This is a genomic window from Micromonospora sp. M42, assembly GCF_000568915.1.
Taxonomy (GTDB): Bacteria; Actinomycetota; Actinomycetes; order Mycobacteriales; family Micromonosporaceae; genus Micromonospora; species Micromonospora chalcea.
In genome coordinates this window covers 4,022,479-4,033,516 of the sequence record NZ_KK037233.1, presented here as the reverse complement: position 1 = coordinate 4,033,516, position 11,038 = coordinate 4,022,479, and the positions used below count along the sequence as shown (strand labels likewise).

The 11,038-nt window shown below is 73.5% G+C and carries 12 protein-coding genes; 7 read left to right on the top strand and 5 right to left on the bottom strand.

Going from position 1 to position 11,038, the window contains the following annotated elements; translation table 11 throughout:
* Window positions 1-29 precede the first annotated feature (29 nt).
* On the bottom strand, window positions 30-500 hold the full coding sequence (locus MCBG_RS18460) for a MarR family winged helix-turn-helix transcriptional regulator (RefSeq protein ID WP_043327395.1): 471 nt from the start codon (window positions 498-500) through the stop codon (window positions 30-32).
* A gap of 63 nt (window positions 501-563) precedes the next feature.
* On the opposite strand from MCBG_RS18460, the gene MCBG_RS18455 reads away from it, so the two are divergent.
* The 3 genes from MCBG_RS18455 (at window position 564) to mqnP (ending at window position 3,577) form a co-directional block, all read left to right on the top strand.
* Window positions 564-1,118, top strand: a complete 555-nt coding sequence (locus tag MCBG_RS18455; RefSeq protein WP_043327393.1) for a carboxymuconolactone decarboxylase family protein — start codon at window positions 564-566, stop codon at window positions 1,116-1,118.
* 93 nt (window positions 1,119-1,211) lie between these two features.
* A complete protein-coding gene (locus MCBG_RS18450; protein ID WP_043327390.1) occupies window positions 1,212-2,672 on the top strand; it encodes a menaquinone biosynthesis decarboxylase in 1,461 nt (486 codons plus the stop codon).
* On the top strand, window positions 2,672-3,577 hold the full coding sequence (mqnP, locus tag MCBG_RS18445; RefSeq protein WP_043327388.1) for a menaquinone biosynthesis prenyltransferase MqnP: 906 nt from the start codon (window positions 2,672-2,674) through the stop codon (window positions 3,575-3,577). Before MCBG_RS18450 ends, mqnP begins: the two co-directional genes overlap by 1 nt.
* Before the next feature lie 19 nt (window positions 3,578-3,596).
* Here the strand turns inward: mqnP and MCBG_RS18440 are convergent, their stop codons facing one another.
* Window positions 3,597-4,562, bottom strand: a complete 966-nt coding sequence (locus tag MCBG_RS18440) for a terpene synthase family protein (RefSeq protein WP_043327386.1) — start codon at window positions 4,560-4,562, stop codon at window positions 3,597-3,599.
* Window positions 4,563-4,707: 145 nt separating this feature from the next.
* Between MCBG_RS18440 and MCBG_RS18435 the strand changes: the two genes are divergently transcribed.
* Window positions 4,708-5,352: a UbiX family flavin prenyltransferase gene (locus MCBG_RS18435; protein WP_043327384.1), complete on the top strand. Its 645-nt coding sequence runs from the start codon at window positions 4,708-4,710 to the stop codon at window positions 5,350-5,352.
* Window positions 5,353-5,409: 57 nt separating this feature from the next.
* Here the strand turns inward: MCBG_RS18435 and MCBG_RS18430 are convergent, their stop codons facing one another.
* Window positions 5,410-5,676: a BldC family transcriptional regulator gene (locus MCBG_RS18430; RefSeq protein WP_013473529.1), complete on the bottom strand. Its 267-nt coding sequence runs from the start codon at window positions 5,674-5,676 to the stop codon at window positions 5,410-5,412.
* Between the two features lie 267 nt (window positions 5,677-5,943).
* On the opposite strand from MCBG_RS18430, the gene MCBG_RS18425 reads away from it, so the two are divergent.
* From MCBG_RS18425 to MCBG_RS18415, 3 genes are read left to right on the top strand one after another with little or no spacing between them, the layout of a single operon-like run.
* A complete protein-coding gene (locus MCBG_RS18425; RefSeq protein ID WP_018787850.1) occupies window positions 5,944-6,402 on the top strand; it encodes an Lrp/AsnC family transcriptional regulator in 459 nt (152 codons plus the stop codon).
* A 42-nt stretch (window positions 6,403-6,444) separates the two neighbouring features.
* Window positions 6,445-7,287: an SDR family NAD(P)-dependent oxidoreductase gene (locus tag MCBG_RS18420; RefSeq protein WP_043327380.1), complete on the top strand. Its 843-nt coding sequence runs from the start codon at window positions 6,445-6,447 to the stop codon at window positions 7,285-7,287.
* Window positions 7,288-7,297: 10 nt separating this feature from the next.
* Window positions 7,298-8,392 (top strand): L-cysteine desulfhydrase Cds1, encoded by a 1,095-nt coding sequence (locus MCBG_RS18415; protein WP_043327379.1) that lies wholly within the window; start codon window positions 7,298-7,300, stop codon window positions 8,390-8,392.
* A gap of 16 nt (window positions 8,393-8,408) precedes the next feature.
* Here the strand turns inward: MCBG_RS18415 and MCBG_RS18410 are convergent, their stop codons facing one another.
* Both MCBG_RS18410 and MCBG_RS18405 read right to left on the bottom strand, forming a co-directional pair.
* Window positions 8,409-9,029: a putative glycolipid-binding domain-containing protein gene (locus MCBG_RS18410; RefSeq protein ID WP_043330730.1), complete on the bottom strand. Its 621-nt coding sequence runs from the start codon at window positions 9,027-9,029 to the stop codon at window positions 8,409-8,411.
* Between the two features lie 97 nt (window positions 9,030-9,126).
* Window positions 9,127-11,028, bottom strand: a complete 1,902-nt coding sequence (locus MCBG_RS18405; RefSeq protein WP_043327377.1) for a DEAD/DEAH box helicase — start codon at window positions 11,026-11,028, stop codon at window positions 9,127-9,129.
* Between the last annotated feature and the right edge of the window lie 10 nt (window positions 11,029-11,038).

The following is an 11,038-nucleotide window of genomic DNA, read 5'->3' as shown; positions in this document are numbered from 1 at the left end:
CGCCGTCGGCGATCCTGTCAGTGACGAATTCATCCGCCGAACCAGCCGGGGACGTCGAGGCGGAACACGTCGGCGGGAACCATCCGGCGCAGGTCGTCCTCGATGGCGGCGACCCGGTCCGCGCCGAGCGTGGCCGCCCAGCGGTCGCGTAGCTCGTCGAAGACCGCCGCCGAGCGGTGCAGCCCGTCGCGGCCCTTCGCGGTCGTCCGGACCAGCTTGCGTCGGGCGTCGGTCGGGTCGTCCACGCGTTCCAGGTAGCCGAGCGCGACCAGCCGGTCCACCGTCTTGCCCGCTGCCTGCTTGGAGACGCCGAGACGCTGGCCGAGGTCGGAGGCGGTGGTGCCGTCCGGGCCGACGGCCTGGAGGACGAACCCGTGGGCCGGGCGCAGCTCGGGGTGCCCCTGGCGGGCCAGCTCGGCGTGCAGGTCGTCGACGAGCGTACGGAAGCCGGCGAGCAGGAGCAGCGGCAGCGCGAAGCCGGGGCGGTCAGGCGTTGCCACGTTCGACAACCACGTTTACTATTTCGTCAACCACGTTGACCATCTTACGAGAGGGGCACAGTCATGTCCCGCTTCACCACGTACGAGCCGGACACCGCACCCGCCGCCGCCCGCCCGGTCATGGCCGGGGTACGCCGCACACTGGGCCACCTGCCCGCTGCCGTCGGCCTGATGGCGGGCTCACCCGAGCTGCTCAAGGGCTTCCTCGCCGCCAACGCCGCGTTCGAGGCGACCGACCTCGACGCGGTCGCCCGGGAGGTGGTCGTGCTCGCCGTCGCCACCCGCAACGGCTGCCACCTCTGCGTGGCCATGCACACCGCTACGCTCGTCCGGCACGCCGCCGCGCCGGAGCTGATCGAGGCGCTGCGGACCGGCGCGACGCTGCCCGACCCTCGGCTGGAGGCGCTGCGCCGGTTCACCGTCGCCGTCCTCGACCACCGGGGCGCGGTCCCCGACGCCGACCTCGACGCGCTGCTCGCCGCCGGGTGGCAGCGCCGGCACGCGCTGGACGTGGTGCTCGGCGTCGGCACGTACACCATCTCCACGTTCGCCAACCGGCTCACCGAGGCGCCGCTCGACGCGCCGCTGGCCGCGTACGCCTGGACGTCCGCGGCCTGAGCTGCGGGGTGTTAAGAAGGGGCCCCTCCTCTACCGGAGGCGTTAACAGGGGGCCCTTCCTTACCTCCCAGGAACGTGCGGGAGGATGGCGGCATGGCGGCTCGTGGCTTCCCGTACACCGATCTCAAGGACTTCCTCGCGGCGCTGGAGCGCGCGGGCGAGCTGCGGCGGGTGAGCGCGCCGGTCGACCCCACGCTGGAGATCAGCGAGATCGTCACCCGCACCGTCCGGGCCGGCGGGCCGGCGCTGCTGTTCGAGCGCCCCACCCGGGGTGAGATGCCGGTGGCGATCAACCTGTTCGGCACCGAGAAGCGGATGGCGATGGCGCTCGGGGTGGAAGACCTCGACGAGATCGGCGCGCGGATCGGCGACATGCTCAAGCCGGAGCTGCCGCAGGGCTTCTCCGGGATGATGGGTGGCCTCGGCAAGGTCATGCAGCTCAAGTCGATGCCGCCGAAGAAGGTCAAGACCGCCCCCTGCCAGCAGGTCGTCTACCGGGGCGACGACGTCGACCTGAACCGGCTGCCCGGGTTGCAGGTGTGGCCCGGCGACGGCGGGATCTTCCACAACTTCGGGCTGACCCACACCAAGCACCCGGAGACCGGCAAGCGCAACCTCGGGCTCTACCGGCTCCAGCAGCACAGCCACAACACGATCGGCATGCACTGGCAGATCCACAAGAACTCCACCGCGCACCACGCGGTCGCGGAGCGGCTGGGCGAGCGGCTGCCGGTGGCGATCGCCATCGGCGCGGACCCGGTGGTGGCGTACTCGGCCAGCGCGCCGCTGCCCGCCGACATCGACGAGTACCTGTTCGCCGGGTTCCTCGCCGGTGAGCGGGTCGAGATGGTCGACTGCCTGACCGTCCCGCTCCAGGTGCCGGCGCACGCGCAGATCGTGCTGGAGGGCTACATCGAGCCGGGCGAGCGGCTGCCCGAGGGCCCGTTCGGCGACCACACCGGCTTCTACACGCCGGTCGAGCCGTTCCCGGTGATGCACATCGAGTGCATGACCATGCAGCGCGACCCGGTCTACCACTCGATCGTCACGTCCCAGCCGCCGCAGGAGGACCACGGTCTCGGCAAGGCCACCGAGCGGATCTTCGCGCCGCTGCTGCGCTTCCTGATCCCGGACATCGTCGACTACGACCTGCCCGCCGCCGGTGTCTTCCACAACTGCGCGATCGTGTCGATCCGCAAGCGCTACCCGAAGCACGCGCAGAAGGTCATGAACGCGATCTGGGGCGCGCACATGATGTCGCTGACCAAGCTGATCGTGATCGTGGACGAGGACTGCGACGTCCACGACTACAACGAGGTCGCGTTCCGCGCCTTCGGCAACGTCGACTACGCCCGTGACCTGCTCCTCACCGAGGGCCCGGTGGACCACCTCGACCACGCCTCGTACCAGCAGTTCTGGGGCGGCAAGGCGGGCATCGACGCGACCCGCAAGCTGCCCGAGGAGGGCTACACCCGGGGCTGGCCGGAGGAGATGCGGATGTCGCCCGAGGTGGTCTCACTGGTGGACAAGCGCTGGAAGGAATACGGGATCTGATGACGGCGGCGGTACAGGAACGGCCCGGCCGGGTCGCGTCCTTCCTCAAGCTCGTCGCCATCGAGCACTCGGTCTTCGCGCTGCCGTTCGCGTACCTGTCGGCGCTGACCGCCATGCAGCTCAACGGCGGCCGGGTGCGCTGGGGCGACCTGCTGCTGATCACCGTGGCGATGGTCGGCGCGCGGACGTTCGCCATGGCCGCGAACCGCATCCTCGACCGGCGGATCGACGCGCGGAACCCGCGTACGGCGAACCGGGAACTGGTCACCGGCGCGGTGAGCGTGCGGACGGCCTGGACCGGCGCGGCCGTCGCGCTCGTGGTGTTCCTGGCCGCCGCCGCCCTGCTCAACCCGCTCTGCCTGGTGCTCGCGCCGCTGGCCGTGGTGCCGCTGATCGTCTACCCGTACGGCAAGCGGTTCACCAACTGGCCGCACGCCATCCTCGCGGTGGCGCAGGCGGTCGGCCCGGTCGGCGCCTGGCTGGCGGTCACCGGCACGCTCGACGGCTCCGGCCCGGCCTGGCTGCTCGGCGCGGCGGTCGGCCTCTGGATCGGCGGCTTCGACCTGATCTACGCCTGCCAGGACTCGGAGATCGACCGGGAGATCGGCGTGCACAGCGTCCCCGCCCGGTACGGCCGGCGCTTCGCGCTGCACGCCTCCACCGTCGCGCACGTGGTGACGTTCGCGCTGTTCATCTGGTTCGGCGCGTGGGTCGGCTTCGGCTGGCTGTGGTGGATCGGGCTGGCGCTGACCGCTGCCGCCTTCGCGTACCAGCACCTGGTGGTCAGCCCGACCGACCTGAGCAAGGTCAACCGGGCGTTCTTCACCGCGAACGGCTTCGTCGGCATCGCGTTGTTCGTCCTCGCGCTGCTCGACCTGGTGATCCGGCTCGGCCTGCGGCCGTAACGGCAACGCCGGAACGCGGTCAGGACGCCGGGGTGACCGGATAGCGGGCGCTCTCCAGCGTCCAGTCCACGGTGCCGCGCACGGCGGCGGCCAGGCCGTCGAGGTGGACGGAGACGGCGTCGTCGAGCGTCGGGCCGAACGACGGCGCCGCCGCGCGGAGCGCCGCGAACCGGTCCATCTCGGCCCGCCAGTGCCCGGCCACCAGGTCGACCGCCGCCGGCAGCGGCACGCCCCGCTCGGCGGCCACCGCCAGCACCAGGTTGTGCCCGCCGCCGGTGGCGTGGTCGCGCTCCAGCGAGGCGATGTCGTTGAACCAGGACAGCAGGTCGTTCGCGAGGTCCGCGAGCCGCCGCAGCGCCGGGTGGTGGTAGACCGCGTCGGGCAGCGGGCGTCCGGACGCGAACTCGATGAGCGGGTACGACACGTACGCCGCCGAGGTGGCCCGGCGCAGCCGCACGTACTCGGCGACGCCCGGCGGACGGCCCGACCCGGTGGCGGTGGCCTCCCGGTGGACGCCGTCGAGGTGGTCGGCGACCGCGTCGGCGAAACGTAGCCGCCAGCGGGCCGGCATCCGGCGGCGGGGCTCCCGCCACGCCTGCACCAACAGGCGGCGCAGCGGGCCGGAGAAGCCCGGATGGCGGGCTCGGGGACCTTCGCGCAGCAACGCGAGCGCGCCGTCGCGCAACGCGCGGATCTGCCCCGGCGTCAGCCCGTCCTGCCCGTCGCAGGCGTCGTCGACCAGAAAGAACCAGGTGAACAGCGCGGTCAGCACCCGCAGGTCCGCCTCGGTGGCGTCCGGGTAGAGGCGGCCGGCGTACCGGGCGAACCCGGCCCGCGCCAGCCGCCGCCGGGTGGCCGGGTCGGGCGGCAGGCCGAGCCGGTCGATCAGCTCCACCAGCCAGCCCTGCACGTCGTCCGCGTACGGGGAGAGGCGGGGCGTGATGGGGCAGTCGGAGCGCAGCGCCCGCAGCACCGCCGCAGTCATCACCGGCCCTTCCCACGGAAGTGGACTTGCCGATCGAAGAATTTCACGTCGCGGGAACTCCCGTGAACCCTCTGGACATCCCGGGCGGGCCGCCCGAACGGGGGTCGTGGTCCGTCGCCCGCGGCGACCAGGCACGCTTGAGGGCATGCGCGAACCATGGGTGGTGGGTGTCTCCGGCGCCTCGGGCACGCCGTACGCGGCGGCGGTCGTCCGGGCACTGCTCGACGCGGGCCAGGCGGTGGACCTGATCGTGTCCCGGGCGGCCCGGCTGACAGTGCTGGACGAGACCGGCCGGCCCTTCCGGGACGGGCACTGGGCCGAGGACCTGGCCGCCTGGCTCGACCGCGACCTCACCGGCGCGGACATCCGGCACTGGCCCGCCGGTGACCTGGCCGCCGGCCCGAGCAGCGGCTCCTATCGGGTACGCGGGATGGCGGTGGTGCCGGCCAGCACCGCCGCCTGCGCCGGCATCGCCATCGGGCTCTCCAAGGATCTGCTCCAGCGTGCCGCCGAGGTGAACCTCAAGGAGCGCCGCCCGGTAGTGGTGGTGCCCCGGGAGACCCCGGTGACCCGCAGCCACCTGGAGCACCTCATCGCGCTGCACGACGCGGGCGCCGTGGTGCTGCCGGCCAGCCCGGGCTTCTACGGCGCCGGGGCGGCGGCCTCCGCCGGGCAGCTCGTGGACTTCGTGGCCGGCAAGGTGCTGGACGCGCTGGGCGTCCCGCACACGCTGTTCCGCCGGTGGGCCGGCGAGCTGGCCTCCGGTCGCCGGGAGCCCGGCCCGGCCTGACCGGACCCGGCGTACGACGAGCGGGGCGCGGCCTCGATCGGACCGCGCCCCGCACGTTCAGTACATGCCGGCGTTCGCCGGGCCGGGGCCGGTGGAAGCGGTCGGGCCCATGTTGCGGGCCTTGCCCATGTCCTCCGCCTCGTCCAGCATGCCCTCCCCCTCGAGCAGGGCCCGCACCTCGGATTCCCGAAACCGGCGGTGCCCTCCTGGAGTCCGGATACTGCCGATCCGGCCGGCCGCTGCCCATCTGGTCACGGTTTTCGGGTCAACCCGAAACAGCGCAGCGACCTCACCCGGTGTCAGCAGGCGATCTCCAGTGTCCACAGCCCCCTCCTCGCGTCGACGAAGCCCCCGGCTGAACACACTGCCCCCGGCCGGTGCGAGCCCAGAGCCGTCATGAGGGACGTATGGCAATTACAGCACCGGCTACCGGACGTGTCCGCCAAACGCGAAAAACGCACACACTGGGAAGTTAGGAAATGGTACCGGCGGAGAACCCCCGTGAGCGCACGTTTGTGATAGGCGCGGCCCGACCTCATCGTCGCCCGGTGGCCGCAGTGCCGGGCCCCGATCGAGATAGGGTCACTCTCCGTGGACACGATCGACCTGAGCCTTGTGGAGCTGTTGCGAGGCAACGCCCGTCTGTCGTACGCCGAGCTGGCCCGTCAGGTCGGCCTCTCCGCCCCGGCCGTGCACGAGCGGGTCGGCAAGCTGGAGTCCAGCGGCGTGATCCGGGCGTACCGGGCCGAGGTCGAGCCGGAGTCGATCGGGCTCGGCGTCACCGCGCTCATCGGCATCATCGAGGACTCCGACGCGGACACCGACGACGTGCTGGAGTCGTTCCGGCGCATCCCCGAGATCGAGTCCTGCTACTTCATGGCCGGCGTCGAGTCCTTCCTGCTCAAGGCGCGGGTCGGCACGATCGCCGAGCTGGAGCAGCTGATCGTCCGGCTGAACCGGACGGCCGGCGTGGCATCCACCCGTACCAGCATCGCCCTGTCGACCAAGTGGGAGAACCGCCCGCAGCCGCTGGAACCGCCCACCGCCTGATCACTCTGGCCCCGGCGCGGGGATTGCGGTTACCGTGCGCCGATGACGATCTCGGGACGCGGCGCCGCAGTGGTCACCGGTGCGGCCGGCGGGCTGGGCCGGGCCATCGCCGTCGCGCTGCACGCCGACGGCTGGAACGTGCTGCTCACCGACGTCGACGCCGATGCCGTGGCGACCGCCGCCGCGCCGCTGGGTGGCTGGTCGCGCCCGCTCGACGTACGCGACGAATCCGCCTGCGCGGACGTGGCCGCCGAGGCGGCGGCCGCACCCGGCGGCCTCGGGCTCTGGGTGAACAACGCGGGCATCCTGTTCACCGGCCCGTCCTGGGCGCACGACGCCCCGACCCGGCGCGCGGTGGTCGAGGTGAACGCGCTCGGCGCGATGAACGGCACGCTCGCCGCCGTCGCGGTGATGCGCGAGCAGGGCCGCGGCCACGTGCTGAACGTCGTCTCGCTGGCCGGGCTGATCGCCGCGCCCGGCGAGACGGTGTACGCGGCCAGCAAGCACGCCCTGCTCGCGTTCAGCCTCGGCACGCTGAGCGACCTGCGGATGGCCGGCGTCCGGGGCGTACACGTGTCGTGCCTGTGCCCGGACGGGATCTGGACGCCGATGCTGCACGACAAGCTGGACGACCCGGGCGCGCTGGCATCCTTCACCGGTTCGCTGCTGACGCCGGAGCGGGTGGCCGCGCGGGCCGTCCGGCTGGCCCGGCGGCCCCGGCCGGTGGTCAGCCTGCCGCGCTGGCGCGGCGTCCAGGTACGGCTCCTGGACGCCTTCCCCCGGCTCGCCCTGGCGCTCACCCCGGTGATCCGGGCCACCGGCCGGGCCGGTCAACGGCGGCAGGCCCGCCGGGTCCGGGAAAACCCGAGCCCACCTCGCTTGTAACGTTGCCGACGTGACTCATCTCGACCGGTGCGACGAGGCCAGCCGGCGCTGGGTGACCGAGGCGATCGCCGCTGTCGAGGCGGACGCCAACCGCTCCGCCGACACCCACCTGCTGCCGTTCCCGCTGCCCCGCGAGTGGGGGATCGACCTCTACCTCAAGGACGAGTCGGTGCACCCCACCGGCTCGCTCAAGCACCGGCTCGCCCGCTCGCTGTTCCTCTACGGGCTCTGCAACGGCTGGATCGGCCCGGACACCACGATCGTCGAGGCGTCGTCCGGCTCGACGGCGGTCTCCGAGGCGTACTTCGCGCGGATGCTCGGGCTGCCGTTCATCGCGGTCATGCCCGCCTCCACCTCGCCGGAGAAGATCGCCCAGATCGAGTTCCAGGGCGGGCGCTGCCACCTCGTCCAGGACCCGGCGAAGGTGGTGGTGGAGGCGCGCTGGCTCGCCGAGGACACCGGCGGCCGGTTCATGGACCAGTTCACGTACGCCGAGCGGGCCACCGACTGGCGGGGCAACAACAACATCGCCGAGTCGATCTACGCCCAGCTCGCGCTGGAACGGCACCCGGTGCCCGCCTGGATCGTCGTCGGCGCCGGCACCGGCGGCACCAGCGCCACCATCGGCCGCTACGCCCGCTACCGGCGGCTGCCCACCAAGCTCTGCGTGGTGGACCCGGAGAACTCCGCGTTCTACCCCGCCTGGCAGGCCGGTGACTGGTCGGCGTGCACCGGCCGCGGCTCCCGGATCGAGGGCATCGGGCGGCCCACCGTCGAGGCGTCCTTCCTGCCCAGCGTGGTGGACCGGATGGTGCAGGTGCCGGACGCCGCGTCGCTCGCCGCCATGCGGGCCGGCTCGGCGGTGCTCGGCCGCCGCGTGGGCGGCTCCACCGGCACCAACCTGTGGGGCGCGTTCGGGCTGATCGCCCAGATGCTGGCGGACGGACGTACCGGCTCGGTGGTCACGCTCATCTGCGACCCGGGCGACCGGTACGTCGACACCTACTACTCCGACGAGTGGGTGGCCGGGCAGGGCCTCGACCTCGCCCCGCACCTGGCCACCATCGACCGGTTCCTCACCGACGGCACCTGGCCGGCGGCCTGAGCCGGCCCCCGGACTGTCAGCGCGGGTCGACCCGCTCGGCCAGCCCCGGATAGCGCACCACGAAACCCTCCGGGTCGACCTCCAGGTCGGCCGTGAACGTGCCGCTGGCGTACCGGACCCGGCCCGGGCCGAGCGAGGTGTAGACCTGCTCGGCGGGGACCACGGCCAGGCCGGGCAGCAGCACCCAGGCCACGGTCACCGCCGTCGCCATGTCGGCGGGCAGCCGCCCCAACCCGATCCGGCGGATCGGCAGCGTGTTCGTCAGCGGGGACCCGCCCAGGTCGACGTCGAGCGCGTCGTCCAGCCGGCCCGGGTCGTCGGTGCCCGGCAACCCCGCCGGTGGGTGGCCCGCCGCGCTCAGCGCCGCGTCCAGGTCACCCTCCTCGCCGGTACGCACGCGCCACCCGTCCCGGCCCCGTTCCAGGCGTACGCTTCGCGACCAGCCCGCGCCCTCTGCCTCGACCTCCAGCTGGTCGGTCGACCAGTCGGGCGCGAGCGCCAGGCGGTAACGGCAGGTGTACGGGATCGGGTCCACGGCGAGTGCCACGCCCTGCGCGGTCAGCCCCTGCCCGCCGTCGAGCACGACGTGCTCGCAGCCGGCGGTGTCGGTCCGGGCCCAGAAGAGCGACTTCGGCATGGTCCGGACGTTACGCGACCCGGCCGTCGGCGGCAGCGGATGCGCGAACGCCGCCGCCGAGCGGGTGCTCGGCGGCGGCGTCGTGGGTGCGCTCCGATCAGTGGGTACGCGCCGGCGGTCGCCCGCCGAAGCCGCGCCGGTCGTCCCGGCCCCGCCCCTCGGCCCGGAAACCGCCACTCCGGCGCTCGGCCGGGCGCGCGTCGCCCCGGTCACCGAAACGCCGCTCGGCGTGCGGGCGGTCCTCCTGGCGACGGTCACCGAAGCCACCCGGCCGGTCGTCGTACCGCCGCTCGTCGCGGTCGTACCCGCGCCCGGCCGCCGGCCGGTGCCGGTCCCCGAACGGGCGGTCGGCGCGCTCGCCGAAACGCCTGTCGTCGCGCTGGTCGCCGAAGCGGTCGCTGCGCTGGCCACGGTCGTCGGACCGCTGCTCGCCGAAGCTCCGGCCGTCGGACCGCCGGTCGCCGAAGCTCCGGTCGTCGCGACGCTCCGGCCGCCCGAAGCGGCGCTCGCCGCCACCGGCCCGCTCGCCCGAGTAGCGCTCGCCCGCCGGCCGGTCGCCGAACCGGCGGTCACCGCCACGGTCCGCGAACCGGTCGCCGGACCGCTCGCCCGCGGGCCGGTCGCCGTAGCGGCGCTCGCCCCGGCCGTCGCGGTCGCCGAACCGGCGCTCGCCACGGTCGGAGAAGCCGCTCCGGCCACCCCGGTCGAAGCCCCGGCCGTCCCGGTCGCCGAAGCGGCGCGGGCCGCCGCGCCGCGGCTCCGGCTCGTCCCGGACGGGTACGCCGCTGGGCTCGCGCGCGCCGGTCAGCTCGGCCAGCGCCTCGTCGCCCGCCCGGACCCGGGTCTCGGCCGGCTCGACGCCCGCCTTCTCCATCATCGCCAGAGTGGTGCGGCGCTGCTTGGGCAGCACGAGCGTCGCCACCGCGCCCGACTCGCCGGCCCGGGCCGTACGGCCGGCCCGGTGCAGGTAGTCCTTGGGGTCCTTCGGCGGGTCCACGTGCAGCACCAGCGACACGCCGTCGACGTGGATGCCGCGGGCCGCCACGTCGGTAGCGACCAGCACGGGCGTGCGGCCCTCGCGGAACTCGGCGAGCGTCTTGGTACGCATTCGCTGGGTCTTGCCGCCGTGCAGCCCGCCGGCCCGCACGCCGACGGCCGCGAGCTGCTCGACCAGCCGGTCCACGCCGAGCTGCGTACGGGCGAACAGCATGGTGCGGCCCTCGCGGGCGGCGATGGACGCGGCGACCGCGAACTTGTCGTGCGGCGGGATCAGCAGCAGGTGGTGGTCCATGGTGGACACGGCGGCGGTGGCCGGCGCGGTCGAGTGGGTGACCGGGTCGGTCATGAACCGCTTGACGAGCGTGTCGACGTCGTTGTCCAGGGTGGCCGAGAACAGCAGCCGCTGCGCGTCCGCCGGGGTCTTCGACAGCAGCTGGGTGACCTCGGGCAGGAAGCCCATGTCGGCCATCTGGTCGGCCTCGTCCAGCACGGTGATCTCGACGTCGTCGAGCCGGCATACGCCGCGCTCGATCAGGTCGCCGAGCCGGCCCGGGGTGGCCACGACGATCTCCACGCCACGGCGCAGCGCGTCGATCTGCCGGTCGTACGGCACGCCGCCGACGGCGGTCTTCAGGAAGACGCCCACCGACTTGCCGAGCGGCACGAGGGCGTCGTTCACCTGCATGGCGAGTTCACGGGTGGGGACCAGGACGAGCGCGCGGGGGTGCAGCGGCCGGGCCCGGTTGCGGTCGGCGACCCGGGCGATCACCGGCAGGCCGAAGGCGAGCGTCTTGCCCGAGCCGGTCTGGCCCCGGCCGAGTACGTCGCGTCCCGCGAGCGAGTCGGGCAGGGTGGCCCGCTGGATCTCGAACGGGGTGGTGATGCCCTGCCGGGCGAGCGCCTCGACGAGCTGCCGGGGCAGGCCGAGCGACGCGAAGTCGACGGCGTCGGAGTTCGGGTCGACGGACGGGGACGTGCTGGATTCAGCGAACGTGGTCAAGAAATGCCTC